At 65.0% G+C, this 19,957-nt stretch carries 18 protein-coding genes; 6 read left to right on the top strand and 12 right to left on the bottom strand.

All coding sequences use genetic code 11. From position 1 onward, the window contains the following. Window positions 1-7 precede the first annotated feature (7 nt). Genes GX414_06305 through GX414_06295 form a run of 3 tightly spaced genes read right to left on the bottom strand, consistent with a single transcriptional unit; the run spans window position 8 to window position 5,431 of the window. Window positions 8-2,128 carry a hypothetical protein gene (locus tag GX414_06305; protein ID NLI46704.1) on the bottom strand — a complete coding sequence of 707 codons (2,121 nt, stop codon included), beginning with the start codon at window positions 2,126-2,128 and terminating at the stop codon, window positions 8-10. A gap of 33 nt (window positions 2,129-2,161) precedes the next feature. Further along, window positions 2,162-3,175, bottom strand: a complete 1,014-nt coding sequence (locus GX414_06300) for a hypothetical protein (protein ID NLI46703.1) — start codon at window positions 3,173-3,175, stop codon at window positions 2,162-2,164. A gap of 9 nt (window positions 3,176-3,184) precedes the next feature. Continuing rightward, window positions 3,185-5,431, bottom strand: coding sequence for an AAA domain-containing protein (locus GX414_06295; GenBank protein ID NLI46702.1), 2,247 nt, complete (start codon window positions 5,429-5,431; stop codon window positions 3,185-3,187). Window positions 5,432-5,796: 365 nt separating this feature from the next. On the opposite strand from GX414_06295, the gene GX414_06290 reads away from it, so the two are divergent. Continuing rightward, on the top strand, window positions 5,797-7,515 hold the full coding sequence (locus tag GX414_06290; GenBank protein NLI46701.1) for a sigma 54-interacting transcriptional regulator: 1,719 nt from the start codon (window positions 5,797-5,799) through the stop codon (window positions 7,513-7,515). An 86-nt stretch (window positions 7,516-7,601) separates the two neighbouring features. Here the strand turns inward: GX414_06290 and GX414_06285 are convergent, their stop codons facing one another. The 3 genes from GX414_06285 to GX414_06275 all read right to left on the bottom strand — a co-directional run bounded on the left by GX414_06285 (window position 7,602) and on the right by GX414_06275 (window position 11,126). Further along, entirely contained in the window at window positions 7,602-8,369 is a 768-nt protein-coding gene (locus tag GX414_06285) for a hypothetical protein (protein ID NLI46700.1), read from the bottom strand. A 224-nt stretch (window positions 8,370-8,593) separates the two neighbouring features. Then, window positions 8,594-9,352 (bottom strand): hypothetical protein, encoded by a 759-nt coding sequence (locus GX414_06280; GenBank protein ID NLI46699.1) that lies wholly within the window; start codon window positions 9,350-9,352, stop codon window positions 8,594-8,596. A gap of 112 nt (window positions 9,353-9,464) precedes the next feature. Further along, the gene (locus tag GX414_06275) at window positions 9,465-11,126 is read right to left on the bottom strand and encodes a hypothetical protein (GenBank protein NLI46698.1); all 1,662 of its coding nucleotides are present in this window, start codon (window positions 11,124-11,126) and stop codon (window positions 9,465-9,467) included. 193 nt (window positions 11,127-11,319) lie between these two features. Between GX414_06275 and GX414_06270 the strand changes: the two genes are divergently transcribed. The 5 genes from GX414_06270 to GX414_06250 all read left to right on the top strand — a co-directional run bounded on the left by GX414_06270 (window position 11,320) and on the right by GX414_06250 (window position 15,920). Further along, complete coding sequence (locus GX414_06270; protein NLI46697.1) at window positions 11,320-12,426, top strand: DUF1028 domain-containing protein; 1,107 nt, start codon at window positions 11,320-11,322, stop codon at window positions 12,424-12,426. Window positions 12,427-12,480: 54 nt separating this feature from the next. Continuing rightward, window positions 12,481-13,023, top strand: a complete 543-nt coding sequence (locus GX414_06265) for a ferredoxin (GenBank protein NLI46696.1) — start codon at window positions 12,481-12,483, stop codon at window positions 13,021-13,023. Between the two features lie 105 nt (window positions 13,024-13,128). Beyond that, the gene (locus GX414_06260) at window positions 13,129-13,521 is read left to right on the top strand and encodes a response regulator (GenBank protein NLI46695.1); all 393 of its coding nucleotides are present in this window, start codon (window positions 13,129-13,131) and stop codon (window positions 13,519-13,521) included. A 97-nt stretch (window positions 13,522-13,618) separates the two neighbouring features. Continuing rightward, window positions 13,619-14,212: a hypothetical protein gene (locus GX414_06255; GenBank protein NLI46694.1), complete on the top strand. Its 594-nt coding sequence runs from the start codon at window positions 13,619-13,621 to the stop codon at window positions 14,210-14,212. A gap of 40 nt (window positions 14,213-14,252) precedes the next feature. Then, on the top strand, window positions 14,253-15,920 hold the full coding sequence (locus GX414_06250; GenBank protein NLI46693.1) for a sodium-dependent transporter: 1,668 nt from the start codon (window positions 14,253-14,255) through the stop codon (window positions 15,918-15,920). Window positions 15,921-16,175: 255 nt separating this feature from the next. Here GX414_06250 and GX414_06245 read toward each other — a convergent pair whose 3' ends face one another. From GX414_06245 to GX414_06220, 6 genes are all read right to left on the bottom strand, one after another. After that, entirely contained in the window at window positions 16,176-16,703 is a 528-nt protein-coding gene (locus GX414_06245; GenBank protein ID NLI46692.1) for a hydrogenase maturation protease, read from the bottom strand. Continuing rightward, window positions 16,703-17,098: a 4Fe-4S binding protein gene (locus GX414_06240; protein NLI46691.1), complete on the bottom strand. Its 396-nt coding sequence runs from the start codon at window positions 17,096-17,098 to the stop codon at window positions 16,703-16,705. The genes GX414_06245 and GX414_06240 overlap by 1 nt, the downstream gene beginning before the upstream one ends. A gap of 2 nt (window positions 17,099-17,100) precedes the next feature. Continuing rightward, entirely contained in the window at window positions 17,101-18,051 is a 951-nt protein-coding gene (locus GX414_06235; GenBank protein ID NLI46690.1) for an NADH-quinone oxidoreductase subunit H, read from the bottom strand. Between the two features lie 30 nt (window positions 18,052-18,081). Continuing rightward, window positions 18,082-19,281 carry an NADH dehydrogenase subunit gene (locus GX414_06230; protein NLI46689.1) on the bottom strand — a complete coding sequence of 400 codons (1,200 nt, stop codon included), beginning with the start codon at window positions 19,279-19,281 and terminating at the stop codon, window positions 18,082-18,084. A 1-nt stretch (window position 19,282) separates the two neighbouring features. Then, window positions 19,283-19,747 carry an NADH-quinone oxidoreductase subunit C gene (locus tag GX414_06225; protein NLI46688.1) on the bottom strand — a complete coding sequence of 155 codons (465 nt, stop codon included), beginning with the start codon at window positions 19,745-19,747 and terminating at the stop codon, window positions 19,283-19,285. 15 nt (window positions 19,748-19,762) lie between these two features. Beyond that, window positions 19,763-19,957 (bottom strand): NADH-quinone oxidoreductase subunit B (locus GX414_06220; protein ID NLI46687.1); only part of this gene is annotated, 195 nt, incomplete at its 5' end.

Below are 19,957 nucleotides of genomic sequence, written 5' to 3'. Positions count from 1 at the left end.
CCTCCTGTCAAGCCCGGGCGATGAGCCGGGTGCGTTCGCGAATGCAGCGGGCGACGTATACGCCGACTTTCTCGGCCACCGCGGCGCTGTCGGACAATTCCTCGTGGGTGACTCCGATGACCGCGTTGAGCAGGTCCTCGAAACCCGTCGGCGCCGCTACGCCCAACGCCACCAGAGTCGTGTGCACCTGGCCCGGGAAGCGTTCGTAGAGGTCCTCGAAATAGCCGCGAACCTCCTCGGCGCCGGTTTCGGACCGGTTGAAACTGCGGTTCCAGCTGGTGTCGGTGATGAGCACCAGGTAGATCATGTGGCCGCGTGCAATCCGGCGAGCCTCGTCCATGATGAACGCGATGGACAGCGCATCGCTCTGCACGCCGGTACCGGTGTCGGGCAACGTGACGACGCTCCGCACGGCGTCCTGGCGGCTCAGGGCGATGGATTTGCGCGGATGGTACATCCACTGGACCAGTGGCCCCGAGACGCCCGGCCGGATGTCGCCGCTGTGATAGAGGGCGGCGAGCACCTGGATGCTGCTCCGGGCAGTGGACTGCAGGTAGGCGGCCGACAGCAGCTTGACCATCCGCATCTGTTTCTCGTTGAGCGAGCCGGAGCCGTCGCAGGCGATCACCAGCACCGGCGCACCCCGTGGATCAGCCACCTCACGGATCCGGTACCGCCGGAAGACCGTCTCTGAAAACGCCGCCAGCGGCAGCCGCGCGCCGTCCAGGCCGCCGCTGCAGCGCAAGCGCTGGATTTCCGGCCGCTGCTCGATGTTCGGGTACAGGTTCTGGCGCAAGGTTGCGGTCAGGGGCGTCGCATCCTCCACCAAGCTGTGACAGGCGGTCACGTCCTCCGACGGCGCCACGGGGCGGTCAAACAGCTCGCCCATCGCGCGCTCGTCGCCGTACATCGACACCTTGACCTCATGCCCGTCGGCCGGGTTCCCCTCGATGGGCCCCGCCTCAAACGGGATCGCGCGGAGCGAGTTCTCCAGCAGGTCGGACCGCATGTCCTCCCAGTTGCCGGACTGGCCGGCCGCGCCGCCCAGCGCCGCCTGAAATTCCTCCAAGGTTTTGTAGATGCCAGCATCGACCGCCGCCGGTTTGTCGGCGTCACGGATGCGGTCGCGACCCGCCCGGCCCGTCAACTGGTTCATGAGCCAGTCGATGGGATTCTCCGGCCGGTTGACGACCGGCGGCACGGGACCGCCGAGGGGCGCCAGCTCGCTGTCGCCGCGGATGCTTTCGTCAGCGGGCATCGAAGCGCCCAGCAACTCCATCAGCCGGCTCCGCCCTTTCCGCGGTTCCTTGGGCTGCTTCTCCTCGGGCTGGCCGGGCGGCGGCAGGTAACGCAGCAGGACGGCCATCAGCCGCCAGGACCAGGCTGCGCCCATCTCCAGTAGATCCCGGTCCGGCACCTCGGGCAGGCGCTCGTAGAACGGCGCGCTGACCGCGATGAGATCGTGGAGGATCCGGGCGGTCAGCGCGTGCAGGTTCAGGTGCCACGGCTCGCACAGGACGTCGCCGTAGAGGATCACCGCGCGGACGATGTCGTCCACCGTGGCGAAGCGGAGGTCCTCCTGGGCCGCGGCGAACAGGCGGTACACCTCGATGGCGGACAGCGCCGCCTGCCGAGCCAGATCCTCGATGAGCAGTCGGGAGTGCATCCAGTTGGCCACGCTGTGAGCGGTGAGCTCGGCCAGCGCGGGATCGGATCGGACGTCGCTGTCCGCCATCTGCACGCCAAGCTGGGTGATCAGATACGACAGGAATCGGCTGTCCGAGATCCGGGCCTTGAATTCCAGAAACCCCGTGAGGCCGATCGACGCGTACACCGCCAACCCGGCCGGGTAGCTGGAGTAGCAGGGCGAGAGCTGCGGCTTCACCCGCGGTTGCAGCAGGTGCGGGGCCTCGGTACCATCCAGCTTGGCCACCGCACGGACTGTCTTCTTGAGCTGGCGGTAGAAGAGCCGCTGGGCCTGGGCCCGGTGAAAGTAGTCGATGTTCTGCTTGAACGCGTCGGCGATGCTGATGCCGGCCCAGTCGGACTTGTTCCGGCGCGAACGGAGCGAAAACGAATATCCCGTCCGTTCCGTTGCCGGCCTGGCTGTCTTTCGTTTCGGTTTCATGGGCCCTCCCCAATCCGGTGCGCTCCCGGTCGATCAGAACAGATTACCTACCATCGTCGGATCTTCCTCCTCCTCGGTCTGCAGGCCGAACACCTCGTTGAACACGCCGGCCACGTGTTTGCGGTCCTCGGAGCCGGCGTTGCCGAGCAGCGTGGCCAATGCCACCTGCTGCAGGCTCAGATGGGGCAGCGCCCGGGCCGTCCGGAGGAAGGCCATGTACCCGTAGATGGTGGGCGGCGTCAGCGTCTGCAGGTTCCCCTCGCTGCGATGACGCCGGACGACGTTGCCCAGCTGGACCACTTTCACTATGAGCTCGGCGGGCACCAAGACTCCGCCATTGCCGTTGAAGATGTGCTCCAGCACCTGGACTTCCTGCTCGGCCGTGAGGTAGTCCAGCGTCAGGTTGATGGTGAACCGCCGCTTCAGGGCGTCGTCCAAGGTGACCAGGGTATGGGTGGCGCTCTGTTCGGCCTGGTAGTTGCTGTCGGCCACCCAGGCGATACCCTGCCCCGGAAAGTGCGTCCCGTCCGGCAACACGATCTCGGCCCGTGTCATCAGATTGAGCAAGCCGCCCTGGACGCTGGACGAGTGCACCCGGCCGATCTCGCGCAGCCAGATCAGCGGGTAAGCCGAGCCGGCGCATCGGGCGGCCGCCGCCAGTGCGGCCACCAGCCGGCTCGGCTCGTCGTAGGTCGTGCCGTCCTTCAGCGCCCGACGCTGGTACAGCTCGCCCGGCGCCTCAAAGGTCGCCATCTCGATGGGGAACAGCTTCAGGGGCCGCGACGCGCAGCCCAGGCCATCGCACACCCCCCGGAAATTCTCCGGGACCGTGTAGAGCGCCTCCAGGAGCGAGCTCTTGGCGCTCCCGGTGGGCCCCGACAGGTGCACGAATTCATGGTGGACAATGGCGAACACGAGAGTCTCCACCAGCCATTTCTGCAGGTACAGCGGATTGCCCCCCGGCGGCGGCAGCAGCTCCACCAGATCGGTGGGCCCCGCCTTCCGGTACTGCTCCGGATCGCAGACGCTGTAGACGTTGCCAGCCATGACTCCTCCTCAATCGATCAGAATGTCCAGCTCACCGGTGCCGCGCGCCATGACGCGCACCGGCCGATCCGCAACAGCCTCGCCTTTCCAGCGGAGCACTGCCTCCGCCGCCAGGGCGCGTCCGTGCTCCAGGATGGCGCGGGCGCCAAAGGCGATGACACTGGCCTCGAGCGTGGCCAGCACCGCCCGGCCCACGCCCGCACCAATGACCACCGCCGGCACCGGGCGGCCCAGATGCTCGGCGGCCGCACGCACCGCTTCGGCCACCGCACGCTCCATGATCGCCGCCAGTGCGTCGCCGTCGAGCGGCTCGAACAGGATGGGGGTGCCGATCCGGCTCAGGAAGGCGCCGCTGAGCATGCCCTTAATCTCGTTCACGATCTTTCTCGTGACCGTCCGGGACGTGGGCGCATTGTTGTACCCGATGCCGTTGCGGCGGACCGCCTCGTCCATGCCCCCCGGCAGGTTCATCGTGAATGCAAAGATGATGTTGGCGCATGAGAACATGCCGCCGGCCGAGCTTTGCGCTTCGCCGTTTTCCAACACTTGGAAGCAGAGCGCCGCCAGGGCGGACTGGACCGGCGGCGGCGCATGGTCGATGTCGCAGATCTCCACCACGGCGCCGCAGTGGTGCTTGGCCACCTGCTCCAGCCGGCCGGGCTGGTAGGAGTTCACGATCCCCCGGCTGGACCCTAGCAGCTGGCTGGTGACAGTGTAGGCGTCGGACATGCTCGCGGCGTCGATGACCACGAACGGCACGTCCAGCACCTGCGCCAGGAGCTGGGCGCTCTCGGACTTGCCCGTGCCGGGCGTCCCCTGGGCGCAATAGCGGAGGGGCTGATGCAATGGCCGCGTCAGCACTTCCATGGCCAGCCGCCGGCTCAGCGCCTCGAGCGCCCGGTCCTGCGCCAACAGGTGTTCGCGGAAGGTGGCCAGCAGTTCCGGCGATGCGAGTGTCCGCACCCAAGCCGTCTGGACTTCCGCCGTCCGCATCGCCCGTGGGTGAACGCACAGACCGGCAAACGTCTCACTCAATGCGGCGGCGCGGTCGGCGAACCCGGTGGTGGCACCCGGACCGGGGTAGTGCCCGGCGAAATAATCGGCGGCCACCTTGCGCGCCACCAGCGGCAGGATCCGCTGCTGCTGGGAGTCGCCCCGTCCGTCGAGGGCCGCCAGCACCCACCCCGTCAGCTCCTTCCGGCGGGCCGGCGGCAGACCGCCGTGCGGGCGGCTGGCCACCTGGACCGCCGCCTCGGCCAGCGCCGGCAGCGCGACATCCGGAATGTGCCGCACCACCGGCATCAACGGGTCCGAGGCCGCGCCCTGCCCCCCATGGAACACCCCCTGGAGCTCCTCATAGGTCCCCATGAAGATCGGAGACCTCCCCCCTGCCACCAGCGTTGCCAGCAGGGCGCGGACCTCATTCCCCAATTCGTAGCGGCTGGCGCCGAGACTGATGCTCTCCACAGGCACCACCACGAAGCCCGGTGCGCGTCGCACCAGCTCCACCAGCCCCTGCGTGCTGATGGACGGCACCGCCAGCCGGCCGAGACTTCCCCCCGTTTCCATCGTCACCCGGGCCAGCAACGCCTGCGCGTAATCTGCGAACGCCAGCGACGGCGCCGCGATGGCAACGGGCGCGGCGCCCCCCAGGTAATCCAAAATCTCGCGGGCCCACGCCACGTGGGCCGGTTCCAGATCCGTTTCGGCCTGCGCCAGCGGCCGAACCGGCTCGAGAACCTCGCGCACCTTCCGATAGGCCGCCTCCAGCTCCTGGTCTGTCTTGTCGGACGGAATTTCCTCCTGGAGCAAGCGGGCCAGGTCGTCCAGCTTCTTCAACTCGTCGATGAACGTCTCCTGACGGCTCAACGACAGCATCGCAGCCTTGACGCTGAGCAACATCCGGAGCGCGACGCGGTCATTGTCTATTTCGGGCTCCAGACAGTGCACCCGATCCGACAGCGCGGCCAGCTTCTGAAACACCGCCGACACACCGCTCCTAGCCTGGGCCGACCCTTCGACCAGAAGGATCACGATTTCCACGATGTCGTCGTCGGGCTTGTAGCTTCCCTGAATGGCCAGGATACCCCGGCGCTTCTTCGCCGGATCGCAAGACATCGCGAAACTGTCGCCGTCCGGCGAGAGGGGGATGGGCGCATGGACCACCTGCTCGCAGAGACCGGCCAGCTGGCGCACGGTGTCATGGGCAGCGCTGCCGCTCCAGAACTCCACACCATTGAGATTGAGTTTAGCCATATCCATGCACCTCGCGATCAGCCGGTTCATGAACTATTTCTCGCCGGCTCTGAATTCCAAAATGCACAAAACATGCCAAATTACTAAATTCATTATTTTGTTTTTGTTACAAAGTTTTCAACCTGTCAGATTGACTTCAATGCGATCAGATGGCCCGAATTGTTGAGAAATGGCCTTACAACTCAATTTCACACTGATTTTTCAATTCACATCCTATCCGATATGAGACTTATGTATTTCTTAATAAATGCTTTATCAATGTTCATACTACTCAACTATTAATCAACAAAAAATTTTCTGCAATATTCTGTTGAGTTACAAAAACACAACGGGTAGAATCGCGCATCAACTCAACGAGGTGTCACATGAATACTCGTGCGTTGAAGTACCTGGCGGGCCTACCGCCTGAAGGTCCTTTCCGGTGCACCCTGCCGCGAGGCCGGACACAGGATCTAGAAAAGGTCTCCAAAGCGCCGAGCGCTGCCATCTACCTGGTCGACAATGCGGATTTGGCCGGCTTCCGCACCATGATCGATTTGGTGGTGGACCGGGGCATGAAAAACGTCCACAAGGGCTTGAAGGCCTACCTCACGGGCAGCCCGGCCGGCAAAATCCCGCTTGTCGAAGGCGTCTACCGTTCGGCCGGTCAGCTGCAGCGCAGCGTTTGCGATTTCCTGAAACGCACCGGCTCCGGCAGCATGCAACTGCGCGCCATTGTGGGCGTCCCGCCGGACTTGTTCGATAGCTTGTGGACAATGGCCAAGACCGATCCCACCGGCGGCGATACCGCGGCTCCCGCGACAGGTGCCGCGGGAGTTGCCACTCAACCTCCGGCCGCTCCGGAGACTGAGTCCGTGACAGCCGGCGATGGATCCCTGATCCAACTCATCGGCTACCACGCCGAAGCCAGAGGGCTCGAGTCAAAATTCGTCGGTCAGTCGGTGGAGGCCGAGCTGGTCCGGCAGCTCATCGTCCAGGCAGCCCGGGCCGAATGCGCCGTGCTCATCGTCGGCGACACCGGCACCGGCAAGAACATCGTCGCCCAGGAGATTCACAGCCTGAGCCGGCGCGGGAGAAACCGCTTCGTGCCCGTCAACTGCGGTGCCATTCCTTTGAATTTGCTGGAGTCCGAGTTCTTCGGGTACAAGAAGGGCGCGTTTACGGACGCCCAAGCCGACCGCATCGGCCTATGGGAGGCGGCCAATCACGGCACTATCTTCCTGGACGAGGTCGCCGAACTCCCCCTGCCACACCAGGCCAAGATCCTGCGGGTGCTGGACGACAAGGCCATTCTGCCTCTGGGGGCCCGGGAGCCTGTCCAGTTGGATGTCCGCGTGCTGGCGGCGACCAACCGCGACCTGTTCAGCATGGTCCAGCGCGGTGAATTCCGGGAAGACCTGTACTACCGTCTCCGGGGCATGCTCATCCGCACGCCCGCTCTGCGGCGCCATCTCGACGACGTCCCCCGGCTGGCCCAGCACTTCTGGCAGCGCGTCACCCGCAACCCGTCGTCCACCCTGCCGGACGACATCCTGAACGAGCTGCGGAGCTATGCCTGGCCGGGCAACGCGCGCGAACTGCGGATGGTGCTGTCCAGCCTGCACGCCATGTTCGGAGATCGCCCGCTGACCACCCAGCACCTGCGCGCCATTTTCAAGTTGGACGGCCAGCAGGAAGCCAAAGAGCCGCCGCCGGCCGACGAGCGGGAATTCAGCCTGCACCGAGCGGAATGCCTGCGGCATCTCCGCCGGACCCAAGAAGTGCTGCAGGCCGTCCGGGTGGTGCTGCAACCCGTCATCGCCCAGCGGAATCCCCCGGCCGACGCGGTGGAACGCCTACGGACGGACATGCTCCTGCGGTCCAACGAAGTGGACATGCTGTGTGCGCGTCCCCTGCTCTTCCACAGCGAGGTCGTGTTCAACACGATCCACGGGCTGAAAGGCAAGGTGGCTTACCTCCTCGGCGTTCTGGCCGATGACGCAGCGCGCGCCGTTCAATACGCCCGGGCGGTCCTCAGGCCGGAATTGGAACAGGCTGGTTCCATCGTGTTCAAAGAGGTGGAACGGCTGTTGGAGAAAATGTAGCGGTCCACAAAACAACCGGCGGTCGGCTCTAGAGTCTCAGCCGGCCGCCGGATTTCCGACAACAATCAGCAGTCTGCGTGATCGGCTCAGTAGTCCAACTGGCCGTTAAAGATCATCTTGTCCAGTTTGAACGTGGCATCCACGGAGATGTCGTCATCGCGCATCTGGAACTTCTTCGTCTGGAAGCGCAGGGTCTTGTCCGCAGCGGTGATCAGGGGCGTGCCGTCCGGCAGGAAGCGCGGGAAGACAAACTTGGCGCCCGTGCCGTCCGGCGTGGGCGGGATGTAGTCCTTGATGAACACCTTTCTCCCGCTGCTGGTGGCCAAAAAGGTCTCGCTGGCCAGTTCACCCACCGCCAAGGCGCGGAGCTGGCGGTCCAGATCGGCGACCGAGGTGGCTCCCTTGGGCTTGGAGTCCAGTACCCAGGCGACAACGATCTCGTCGCCGAAGTCGCGCTCGGCGAAATCCTTCAGCCGCGCAATCCGGCCGGTATCCCCCTTCGCGGCGAGCACGGCGACCGCCGAGCGGACGGGCCGCGACGAGAACAGCATGACCCGGACGATGGTGAGGATCTCCCGCTCGCCGCCCACGGTGTCGGTGGCACCCCGGCTCGTAGCCGTTCCCACCGGCGAGGACGGCTCATAGGTCGTCGCGTCCTGGGTGAGGCTGTCACCGCCTGAGCCGGTGCTGCTCCAGCTGAACTCGACGCACCACGGCGACTGCATGATCATCTTGCGGGCTTCTTTCTCGGACCACTTCGCGTATGGTTTCTTCTCCCAGTAGTCCGCGGCCGACAGCGTTGCGGCGGTCAAGGCGATGAGTCCGATCATCCCCATGAAGAGTCTCGGGCGCATGATGCTTGTTCCTCCTTTCAGCAATTGAATCGATCAGCGCGATTCCCACCAATGGTCAAGATGCATTATACGCCCGCCGGTGACGCGCGGATTCAAGAAACCGCATTTTGCCGCCTGAGGCGTCGCAACCGATCGGAAAAACAAAGCGCCATCGGCGCCGGGACGCTTGCCCGATGCCGACGGCGCTGGCTGCTCGAATGCGATCGGCTGACGCCTGCCGGGGTTCAATACTCCAGCTGGCCGGCCAGCTGGAGGTTTTCCACCTTGAAAGTGGCATCCACCGCCACCGCGTCATCCTTCATCTTGAACTTCCGTGTCTGGAAGCGGAAGCTCTTGTCGGCGGCGGTGAGGAACGGCGTGCCGTCGGGCATTGTCCGCGGGAAGACGAACTTGGCGCCGGTGCCGTCATTCGTCGGCGGGATGTAATCCTTGATGAAGACCTTCTTGCCGCTGCTGCTGGCGATATAAGTGTCATTGGCCAATTCGCCCACCGCCAGGGCGCGGAGCTGGCGGTCCAGGTCGAAGACCGACGTCGCGCCTTTCGGCTTGGAGTCGATCACCCAGGCGATGACGATCTCGTCGCCGAAGTCGCGCTCGGCGAAATCCTTCAGTTTTTCCAGACGGGTCTTGTCGCCCTTGGCAATGAGGGTGGCGTACGCCTGGCGGATGGGCCGGGCGGAAAACAGCATGACCCGCACGATGGTGATGAATTCCCGTTCGGCGTCGGTGGCGACCCGGGTGTCATCGGCCGGGGTGCTGGTCGGGCTGGGCACCGAACCCACCGATGGTCCAGTCACGTCCGAACCGATATTGCTCTGCCGCCCCCAGTTGAACTCGTAACACCAGGGGGATTTCTCCAACATCTTGCGCGCATCCTTCTCCGACCACTGGGTATACGGCTTCTTCTCCCAGAAACCGGCGGCGGTCAGCGCCAGAGTGAGAGCGGCAATCAGACCCGTCACGATAATCAACTTTCCACGCATGAATGTTCCTCCCGATAGATTCGGTCCCACACATAGAGTCAATTATCTGTCAGACGTTTCAAAATCACCAGCTTCTTTGGTGATTTTCTTCGCCGGCCGCCCGCAGCGTCGCTCAGGCCCCGAAGTACGTTCGCAGCCGGGCCATCGCCGTCTCGCGGGCGAGCGTTTCGCGCTCACCGCCGCGAAGCTGAAGTTCCAGCTCGCCCGCCGAGTGGGTGCGCCGGCTCAAGGTCAGGACCACCGGCAACCCCAGCAGGTCGGCGCCGGCGAACTTGTCGCCGGCGCGGGCGTCGCGGTCGTCGAACAGCACCGGGATCCCGTCCGTCTGCAGCGCGGCATACAGCGCTTCCGCGGCGCGCGCCACCTCGGCGTCCTCCTGGTTGAGCGCCACCAAATGCACCGCAGCCGGCGCCAGCGCGTGGGGCCAGGCGATGCCGGCGGCGGCATGGTGCTGCTCCACCGCGGCGGCAACGAGCGCGGTGAGGTCCAACACCAGTTGGACCCATCCGACGGATCGGGATTTCCCTTCCTGGTCCAGGCACGTCGGCCCGTCCGGACCCGCCTGCGTCGGGTCCGAACCCGTCACCCGGGCGATCACCGCCGCGGCACCGTCCGCGAGCCGGCCCCCGTCACAGCGCGGGCACCCATGCCCCGCCGCCGCCGCGGCATAGTCACCGAATTCCGGCGGCGGCAGGTCGCGATCGAAATTGACGTTGATGAGATGATGGTCGGTGCGATTGGCACCGCACTCGAAGTTGACACGATCCCGGATCTGCGCATCCGCCAGGATCAGCACGTCGGCCGGAAGACCGATAGGGCCGGCATAGCCCACCTCGGCGCCGGTGAGCGCCCGGACCGTCTCCGGCGGAGCCAGTTCCAGCGGACCGCCCCCCAGCCGACGCCGGACCTTCGCCTCGCTCACGTCGCAATCGCCTCGCACCATCACCGCCACCGGCCGGCCGTCAGTCAGGAACAGGAGCAACTTGGTTGTCAGCCAGACGGGAAGACCCAGGAACTCGGCCAGCGGCGCCGGCTGAATCAGCCCCGGCCCGCAGACCATCTCCATGGGCCGCCATGCGGCGTCCTGCAGCGGGTGCGACAGCCGGGACTCGGCCGTCTCGGCCCGCGCGGCGTAGCCGCAGACCGGGCAGCTCAGGATCCGCTCCGGCCCCTCGGACAGGCTGACGATCCAGACGGCGGTCCCCGGTCCATCCTCGATCCAGCGGCCGTCCACGCCGGCGGCGTACGCCACGTCCGCCGCCAGAGACCGATACGCACCGGCTGTCTCGTGCAGGTGGTCCGGCTCCAGCGCCAATCCCCAGGTCCGAAACACCCGACTCTCCCGCGCCTCAAACAGGCCGGACCGGGCGCGGCGGCCGTCCCGGAAACGGGTGCCGATCTGGAAGAACCTCCGGGGAAGCTGCTTGTAGGAATTGATCTCCCGGGCCGCTAGCCGGAGCAGCGCCGCCGCCGGATCACCGCCCAGACGCAGTGCGGCCCCCCGGCGATCGTTGACGGCGAAACCTTCGCCATCCGCCGCTGCATTTGCCGCATCCTGCAGCGCCGGCAATTCCAGCTCCGTCATCGCGTGGCCCGCCGCGGCCGCCCGGGCCAAGGCCTCAGCCCGGGCCAACACTTGCAGCCCCAGAGGCAGCGCGGCGAACAGCCCGGGTGCCGTCTCGCGCACGAAACCACCCTGCACCAGCAGTCGGTGCGACACCAGGGTCGCTCCCCTGGGTGCCTCCTTGGCCGGCCGGGCCAACATCTCCGACATGCGCACGGTCGCACCTCCTGCAGATCCTGGCCGTCGATGGACTCGCACCCCATCCGCCGGCGGCTGTCCTGCTGATTGTAACCCAAGGGACTCGCCGGCGAAACCTGCCGCTGTGCGCGCCGCCTGTGGTTTGCCCTTGCCGGGAAACCGCCGCCGGGGTATGGTAGAGACGAGATCCGTCCAAGGAGGCCGCATGATCCCGCGCAGTCTGATTTTGGGCGCTGCATGGGCCGCACTGATGGGCCTGTGCACCGCCTTGCCGACGCCGGCATGTCCCGCAGATGAAACCTTGTTCGCCACCTTTTCGATCTGTGCCATTGACCCAATCACCGGCGAGAGCGGCGCCGCCGTGACCACCCGAGTCCCCTTCGTGGGCCGGGCGGTGCCGTGGGTCGAGGCCGGAGTCGGAGCCGCAGCCACCCAGTCGTGGACGGTCGTGGAGTACGGCCGCCGCGGGCTGGACCTGCTCAAAGACGGCGTCCCGCCCGCTGAGGCGATCCGGCGGCTGCTGGCGGATGACGCGGGCGCCGACCGGCGGCAACTCGGCCTCATCAACATGAAAGGCGAGGCGGCCGCGTTCACCGGCGCTGCCTGCGGCGCCTGGGCCGGCGACCGACAGGGAAAAAACTACACCGTTCAGGCCAACATCATGGTGGGACCCGAGGTGGTGGCTGCGGTGGCCGACTCTTTCGAACAGACCGAGGGGACCGGCATGCCGCTGGCGGAGCGCTTGATCCTGGCCCTGGAGGCCGGTCAGGCCCGGGGCGGCGACAAGCGATGGGGATTGTTTCAGTCGGCTGCGGTCAAGGTGGCCGACCCGAACCACCCCGGCCGGGGCGGCGACCACATCAGCCTGGCCATCGAGGTGGGCGAGCACCCCGAGCCGGTCCAGGAGCTCAAGCGGATCTATTATCGAACATCCGGCCGCCTCGGCTGGCGGGAGTTTTCTGAAATCCGGGGCAGTGACGTCATCGAACTCAAGCGGATGCTCCACGCGCTCGGGTATTGGCGCCAGGACCTAGCCGCCTTCCCCGATCCGCCGCAGTACGACATCCCCGAGTCGCTCCGGACCAGCGACCCGAAGGCATACGCGGATCGACTGGCTGCATTCCGCGCCCGCCGCGATGCGTTTGAATCTGCTTTCGCGCTCTACGACGGCGACGCCATGGACGCCGTGGATGCGTTCCGCCAGGCCCGCGGCCTGGTTTACGAAGGGAACGCCCGCGGATTGGTGGACCGCCGCCTTGTCGAGGCGTTACGGCAGGCATACTACTCCCGGCCGAAACCGCCACAGCCGTGACGGATTCGCCGCCGCGCCTGTGACATCCGGATCCGGACACCGCAAGGAGGGCTGATGGCTCTGTACACGTACGACTCGATCCATCGGACCCGCGTGCTCGAGACGGCGCGGGCCATGCTGGTGGCTGCCCGAACCGCTCCCAAAGGCCGTGGCGTCGACAACCTGGTTGCCGCGGTGGTGGACGGCGACGAGATCGCCGTGCTGGCCGAGACGATGCGGACCATCGGCCGGCGCGGTGGCGTGGCTTTTTTCGAGCGGGACGCGGGCAATCTCGCCCACGCCGACGCCGTCGTGCTGCTGGGCACCCGGATCGCCCCGCTCGGTCTGAAGATTTGTGGCATGTGCGGATTCCCCAACTGCGAGTCGAAGGCGGAGCATCCGGACGTGCCATGCGTGTTCAACATCGGCGATCTGGGAATCGCGGTGGGTTCCGCCGTGGGCGTGGCCGCCGACCACCGGGTGGACTCCCGGGTCATGTACACCATCGGCCAGGCGGTCAAGGAGCTGGGCTGGCTGGGACCCGACGCGGCCGTCATCTACGGCATCCCGCTCTCGGCGACGGCCAAGAATCCCTTCTTCGACCGCCCGCCTGTCTGACGGTCGGCGGGGGCGACGGCCGTTCAGCCGGCCTGCACGTCAAAATTGCCAGACGCGTCGTGTTCTGCTAAAATATCCGCAAACATCGATCGCTGGAGGGACTTGATGGCCAACATTCTGCTGGTCGACGATGACCGTGATTTCGTCGACGCCACAACCATGGTCTTGGAAGCCGAGGGTTTCACGGTCACGCCGGCATTCTCCGCCAAGCAAGCCTGGGATGCGCTGCATCAGACTACGCCGGACGTGATGCTGCTGGACTGCATGATGGAGGACTTCGATTCCGGCTTCGACCTCTCCCGCGACATTGCCATCAAGTTCCCCAACGTACCGGTGATCATGCTCACGTGCGTGCGCGACTATATGAGCGACAAATGGGAATTCTCCCGCGAAGAGGACAAAAAGTGGCTGCCTGTGAGCCATTTTCTCGAGAAGCCGGTCTCGCCGGAAGTCCTGGTCACGACCGTCCGCCAGGTGCTGGCCGAAAAACAGAAATAATCCCGGTTCTGCAGGCCGCACGCACCCGGCGGGGCAATCGTTGGCGGCCCTTAGACTCGTCTCGCCATTTGCCTGCGTTGATGATATGATTCGGGACATGGCTAAAACCGTTCTATTCATCGATTTCGAGAACATCCAGACCATCGATCTCCCGACGCTGAAAGACAGCGACGTGGAGATCAAGATCTTCGTGGGCGAGAGCCAGCAGAAGATCCCCTTCGACCTGGTCCGGTCGGCCCAGGAATTCGGGGGTTCCATCGAGTGGGTCAAGATCGACGGCACCGGCAAGAACGCCCTGGACTTCCACATTGCGTTCTACCTGGGCCGGCTCAGCGCCGCCGCCCAGCGCTCGGCGTCCTTCATCATCCTGTCCAAGGACACGGGATTCGATCCACTTGTCCGCTACGTGAAACGGCACCACATCGCCTGCCGCCGCATCAACAGCATCCTGGAGCTGTCCAAGCGGGGCGAGCTGCTCACCCTCAGCAACGAGTTGGTGGACAAAGTGATGGAAAACCTGTCGAAGATCCACAAGAACCGGCGCCCCCGCACCCGGAAGACCCTGCATCAGCACATCCACGGCCTGTTCCAGAAGAAGGAATCCGAGGCGACGATCAACACGCTGATCGACGCCCTGTTCGTCCAGAACAAACTGGCGGAAGAGAACAACAAGCTGATTTACCACTTCTAGCGGCCCGCGCCGCACGATTCCCACACGGAGGCGACGGATCATGGCCCAAGGACTGACCACGGCCGGGTGGGTGTTCCTGACCCTGGGGTGGGGAGCGATCATTGCGCTGGTGGTGTACTGCTTCTCTCGCGTGCTGTTCGGGGGCAAGCGCGGATTCGCCGCCGGTGACGAGCCCGGCCGTGACCGGTGGGCCAGCCGGGTGGGACTGATTCTAGCCATGGCCGGCAACGCCGTCGGGCTCGGCAATTTCCTGCGGTTTCCGGTCCAGGCTGCCGGCAACGGCGGCGGCGCCTTCATGATCCCCTACTTTCTGGCCCTGCTGCTGCTGGGCATCCCGATGATGTGGGTGGAATGGACCATCGGCCGCCACGGCGGCGTCCGCGGCCACGGCACCACGCCCGGCATGTTCGCCGCGATGTGGAAGCACCCGGCCGCCAAGTACCTCGGCTTCCTGGGAATCATGACCCCGTTCACCATCCTCGTCTACTACGTGTTCGTCGAGTCGTGGTGCATGGCGTTTTCCTGGTTTTCTCTGACCGGCCGCTACGCCGGCAAGACCGACCGCGCGGCCATGGGGGAGTTCCTCCGCGGTTTCCAGGGCGTGGAGGCCAGCGCCGATTTCCCGTCCATCCTGACGGCGCTCGGCTTCCTGGCCCTGACCCTGATCATCAACTACTTCTGCCTCTATCGCGGTATCTCCAAGGGAATCGAGGTGCTGGCAAAAATCGGCATGCCCCTGCTCTTCGTGTTCGGCATCGCTCTGGCTGTGCGGGTGCTCACCCTGGGCGCGCCCGACCCAGCCCAGCCCGATTGGAGTATCGCCACTGGGCTGGCCTACATCTGGAACCCCGACCTGAGCCGGCTGGGCCAGGCGTCGGTCTGGCTGGCCGCCGCCGGGCAGATCTTCTTCACTCTGAGCCTGGGCCAGGGCACCATCAACATGTACGCGTCGTACCTCCGGGAACAGGATGACGTCACCCTGAACGGGCTGAGCACGGCTTCGACAAACGAATGCGCCGAAGTGGTGCTGGGCGGCACCATCGCCATCCCGGTGGCCGTGGCGTTCTTCGGCCTGGCCGAGACGCAGGTCATCGCCGGCGAGGGTGCCTACAACCTGGGCTTCCAGACCATGCCGGTGATTTTCCAGCAAATCCCGATGGGTGAGCTGTTCGGCGGGATGTGGTTCGGCTTGCTTTTCATCGCCGGCATCACCACGTCGGTGGCGCTGGCCCAGCCGGCTGTCGCCTTCCTCGAGGACGAGTTCGGCTGGCGCCGCCCGCGCGCCGTCAACACGGTCATGGGGATCGCCGTCACCAGCACGCTGCTGGTGGTGGCGTTCTTCCGCCACGGCTTCCTCGACGAGCTGGACTTCTGGGCGGGCACGTTCTTCCTGGTGGTGCTCACCGCCATCGAGATCGTCCTCTTTTCGTGGGTGTTCGGCATCGAGCGCAGCTGGGCCGACATGCACCAGGGCGCGGACCTGCGGGTGCCGCGAATCTTCAAATTTATCCTCAAGTACGTCACCCCGCTCTACATCCTGGTGCTGCTCGTGACCTGGACGTGGCAGGAAGCGGTGGGCCAGCTGCTGATGGATGGCAAGCCGGCTGCGGACAAACCATATCTCTGGGGCGCCCGCGTCCTCATGGCCGCCTTCGCCGGCATCACCTTCTGGATGATCCACAAGGCCTGGCGCCGCAAGAGCACCTGAAACAACACGTAAGCCGCCCCGTCGTGACTCCGGGATTGCGGCCGCCGGGCATCCGAGCCGTCCTCCTCCCCCCGCGAAGGCGAACGGGTTACAGGAAGGCGCCAGGCTTCGAGGCGCCGATCGCGGGCAAGAACGAAAGGATTGGGTTCGGGGATTGTGGTTCGGGGATCGAGCCCCGATTACGATCACGATTACGAATTTCGAATCCAACCAAGCCCAAACACGCCTATCGCCTGACTATTTGCTGTTCACCGTTCACTGTTCCCTGTTTCCCACCGCCGACCGGAACACTCCCACGATCTCGGCGCGGCTGGCGTCCACCGGCGGCGACAGAGATGCCATGAACGTCGTGTCGCGGATGGCGATGCCAATGAACCGCACATCGAGATGCGGCCGCTCCTGCAGCCAGACGCTCACGAGCATGCTCAGGGGCACTGAATGGGTGGAGTGGCAGAACGTGTCGAGTGAATCGGCAGGATAGAAATCCCACGGCGCAGCGCTGTCGGCGCCTTCCCCTGCACCGCCGGCCGGCTCGGCTGCGTCGATGATGATCAGCACAGCAGGGGCGGCCCGACTGACCATGTAGGCGCCGTTTTCGGGTGCGTTGCCGGCGGGGATGGCCTCAAAACGGTGGTCGTTATACGGCGCGAGCTCCCGGGCGACGCGATCGCCGACCGCGTCGTCACCCAGGAGCTCGTTCCCGATACCCAAAACGACAATTTTACGGTCCGCCCGGCGCGCCGCGTCGAGCAGGGCGCGCAGTCTGTCCGCCGGACGGTCCATCAATCCGATTCCTGCACGATTTTCAGCGCGTCGCGGGTGAAGTTGGCCACCTCGAACTCCGTGTCCATGTACAGGGCGTCCTTGGGGCAGACCTCGACGCAGCGGGCGCAGTGCACGCAGCGGTCCAGGTAGATGGTGCAGACCATCTTCTTCGTCGGCTTGGTCCCCTCGGGGGAGCCGGGGGGCGGATCGATCTTGCGGACATCGATTTCGATGGCCTCGGCGGTACAGTCGCGCACGCAGGCCTTGCAGCCGATGCAGTTGTTCGGCTTGAAACGGGGCGTGCCGCGAAAGCCTTCGGGCGCGGTCACCTTCTCGAACGGATAGAGGCGGGTAACCGGCTTGTGGGCCAGGTGGCTCATCATTTCAGGCAACAGCAGTCCGACTTTCTTCATGGCTAGATCACTCCTCCGCCCTTCAGCAGCAGCACGATCAGGAATTGGACAATGCTCATGGGCGCCAGGTAACGCCAGCTGAAGGACACGATCTGGTCGATGCGGATGCGGGCGCAGGCGCTCCGGATCACACTCAGCAGAGCCACTACCAGCAGGGTTTTGAGCACCAGCTGGAGCGCGCCCAGGTACAGGCCGCCGCCGAAGCCGCCCAGGAAGAGCGCGGCGATCAGGGCGGAGCCGGCGTACATGGAGATGTCTTTCTGGATCCGGAACACCGCCAGTTTCTTGCCGCTGTATTCGGTGAGCGGCCCGGCGACCACCTCGGTCTCGGCCTCGGGGATGTCGAACGGCACGCGTTCCAGCTTGGCCTGCAGCGCCAGCACGGCGACAATGAACGCCAGCACCTGTAGAGGGATCACCCACCAGTTGCCGCTCGCCCAGGGGTACTTGGCGATATCGGCGATCTTCCAGCTGCCGGCCACGACCGCCGGGGTCAGCAGGGCCAGGAAGAACGGCACCTCGTAGGCGAACAGCTGGGTGAGCACGCGGGTGGCGCCGATCAGGCTGAACGGGCTCACGGAGAACCAGCCGGCCAGGAACAACACGAACGAAGGCATGGCCAGCAGGTAGACCATTACGATCAGGTCGCCCTGGAACGAATTGTACCCGGTCAGGTGCCATACGGGCAGGTAGAGGCCTGCAGTGCATGCCGAGGCCAGGGCCACCAGCGGCAAGATGTTGAACATGAACTTGTCGGAGGCGGCCGGTGTAACATCCTCCTTGGCGAACAGCTTGACGATGTCCGCCACCGGCTGCAGCACGCCGCTCCAACCGGTGTAGAGAGGCCCGCGCCGGTTCTGCATGCGGGCATACAGCTTCCGGTCCACCCATTCCAGATAGGTTGAATAGATCATCTGGAACAGGAATCCTGGAAAGACCAGGACATACAGCATCACCTTGACGGTTTCCATACACACCCTCAGTTAGAAACGGATTCCCTTGTTCTTGCGGTACCAGTCCACGCCGTGGCGCCGCAGTTCCTCCCACGTGGCCACCCGCACGCCGCGCCGGTGGTCGTTCAGCAGGACCGTCGTGCGGTCGGTGCAGGAGAAGCACGGATCAATGGAGGCAATGGCGATGGGAATGTCCGCCACAAAGGAGCCCACCACCGATTCGGCCGCCGCTTCGAGGTTGCACAGGGTGGGCGCGCGCACCTTGACCCGCTCGGGCTTGTCGGTGCCGTTGGACCTGACGTAGTGGACGTCCTCACCGCGCGGCGCCTCGTAGCGGCTGACGGCGGCTCCGGCCGGCACGCGCCGCGGCACCTTCTGGACGGCGATCTCGCCTTCCGGCAACTTGTCGAGCAACTGGTCGATCATCTTGCAGGATTCCACCATCTCCAGCACCCGAACGACCACCCGGCCGAGAATGTCGCAGCTGTCCGACGTGATGACCTTGAACTCCAGGTCCCCGTACGCGGCGTACGGATCGTCCCGCCGCACGTCCCGGTCCACATTGCTGGCCCGGGCGAAGGGGCCGACGGCGCATTTTTCAATGGCCCGCTTCGTGCTCATCTTGCCCACGCCCTGGATCCGGGCCATGAAGCTGGGCTCGTTGGTGCCGATGTTCGCGTAATAAGCCACCCGCTCCCGCACCACCTTGGTCAAGTCGATGATCTTCTTGCGCTGCTCCGCGGTGATGTCACGCCGCACGCCGCCGACGGTGTTGATGGCGTAGTTGACCCGGTTGCCGCTGATCTCCTCGAGGATGTTCATCACCAGCTCGCGGTCGCGCCAGGTGTACATGAACAGAGTGTCAAATCCCACCTCGTGGGCCGCCACGCCCAGCCACAGCAGGTGGCTGTGCAGCCGTTCCAGTTCGCAGACCAGCGTGCGCAGGTACAGGCCGCGCTTGGGGACCTCGAGTCCGAGCAGGCTTTCCACCGCCTGGATATAAGCCGTCGTATGCGAGTGGGAGCAGATGCCGCAGATGCGCTCCAGCAGATACAAGCACTGGTAATAGTTGCGGTCTTCGCACGCCTTCTCCATGCCACGATGGTTGTAGCCCATCCGGATCTTGGCGCCCCGGATCTCCTCACCGCTGATCTCGAATTCGAATTTGCACGGCTCCTTCAGGAACGGGTGCTGAGGGCCGACGGGGATCTTGATAGTGCTTTCAGCCATGTTAAGCCTCCTCCTTCTTTTCGGTCTCGGTCGGTCCCTGGGCGACGACGTAATCCTTGCGCAGCGGGTACACGCCCTCCGGCCAGTCCTCCGGCAGGATCTGCCGGCGGAGGTCGGGGTGCCCTACGGGAACGATCCCCAGCAGGTCATGGATTTCCCGCTCGTAGACCATGGCGCCGTCGACAATGGGTGCCAGCGAGGGAACTTGCGGCTTGTCCCGGTCAATGCGCACACATACGGTCACCACCACTTCGCCGGAAAAAATATAGCTGTTTAGGAACGCGTCGCGCAGATCCTCACCCACGATGGTGGACAGATGCACGATGCCCAGCTTGTCGCGCAACGTACGGACGGCATCGTGCAGCTCTCCCGGGGGCACATTAACCCAGTACCGCCGCTCGGCGGTCTTGCGTGCCTCACCTGCGGGAAAGAGCGTCTGCAGCTCCTTTTCATAATCGAATCTCATGGTTTCCTCCTGCCTTCAGGCCGACTCTTTGTTCAGTTCGCCCAACAGTTTGGCCACGCCGTCGATGAGCGCTTCCGGCTTGACCGGGCAACCCGGAACATAGGCGGCGACCGGCACTACAGAATCTATACCGCCCATTACATTATAACATCCCCGGAACGCACCGCCACTGCATGCGCAAGCACCCACCGCGACGACAAACTTGGGATC

The sequence above is a fragment of the Acidobacteriota bacterium genome (assembly GCA_012517875.1).
Lineage (GTDB): Bacteria > Acidobacteriota > JAAYUB01 > JAAYUB01 > JAAYUB01 > JAAYUB01.
Note: the sequence above shows the minus strand (reverse complement) of the source record. Positions and strands in the feature narration are given on the sequence as shown.

Excerpts from the sequence above, each read along its gene's own strand:
- GX414_06280 (NLI46699.1), bottom strand. The coding sequence starts at position 9,352 with ATGCGTGGAAAGTTGATTATCGTGACGGGTCTGATTGCCGCTCTCACT.
- GX414_06240 (NLI46691.1), bottom strand. The coding sequence starts at position 17,098 with ATGAAGAAAGTCGGACTGCTGTTGCCTGAAATGATGAGCCACCTGGCC.
- GX414_06255 (NLI46694.1), top strand. The coding sequence starts at position 13,619 with ATGGCTAAAACCGTTCTATTCATCGATTTCGAGAACATCCAGACCATC.
- GX414_06290 (NLI46701.1), top strand. The coding sequence starts at position 5,797 with ATGAATACTCGTGCGTTGAAGTACCTGGCGGGCCTACCGCCTGAAGGT.
- GX414_06235 (NLI46690.1), bottom strand. The coding sequence starts at position 18,051 with ATGCTGTATGTCCTGGTCTTTCCAGGATTCCTGTTCCAGATGATCTAT.
- GX414_06275 (NLI46698.1), bottom strand. The coding sequence starts at position 11,126 with ATGTCGGAGATGTTGGCCCGGCCGGCCAAGGAGGCACCCAGGGGAGCG.
- GX414_06260 (NLI46695.1), top strand. The coding sequence starts at position 13,129 with ATGGCCAACATTCTGCTGGTCGACGATGACCGTGATTTCGTCGACGCC.
- GX414_06230 (NLI46689.1), bottom strand. The coding sequence starts at position 19,281 with ATGGCTGAAAGCACTATCAAGATCCCCGTCGGCCCTCAGCACCCGTTC.
- GX414_06295 (NLI46702.1), bottom strand. The coding sequence starts at position 5,431 with ATGGCTAAACTCAATCTCAATGGTGTGGAGTTCTGGAGCGGCAGCGCT.
- GX414_06250 (NLI46693.1), top strand. The coding sequence starts at position 14,253 with ATGGCCCAAGGACTGACCACGGCCGGGTGGGTGTTCCTGACCCTGGGG.
- GX414_06305 (NLI46704.1), bottom strand. The coding sequence starts at position 2,128 with ATGAAACCGAAACGAAAGACAGCCAGGCCGGCAACGGAACGGACGGGA.
- GX414_06225 (NLI46688.1), bottom strand. The coding sequence starts at position 19,747 with ATGAGATTCGATTATGAAAAGGAGCTGCAGACGCTCTTTCCCGCAGGT.
- GX414_06300 (NLI46703.1), bottom strand. The coding sequence starts at position 3,175 with ATGGCTGGCAACGTCTACAGCGTCTGCGATCCGGAGCAGTACCGGAAG.
- GX414_06265 (NLI46696.1), top strand. The coding sequence starts at position 12,481 with ATGGCTCTGTACACGTACGACTCGATCCATCGGACCCGCGTGCTCGAG.
- GX414_06285 (NLI46700.1), bottom strand. The coding sequence starts at position 8,369 with ATGCGCCCGAGACTCTTCATGGGGATGATCGGACTCATCGCCTTGACC.
- GX414_06245 (NLI46692.1), bottom strand. The coding sequence starts at position 16,703 with ATGGACCGTCCGGCGGACAGACTGCGCGCCCTGCTCGACGCGGCGCGC.
- GX414_06270 (NLI46697.1), top strand. The coding sequence starts at position 11,320 with ATGATCCCGCGCAGTCTGATTTTGGGCGCTGCATGGGCCGCACTGATG.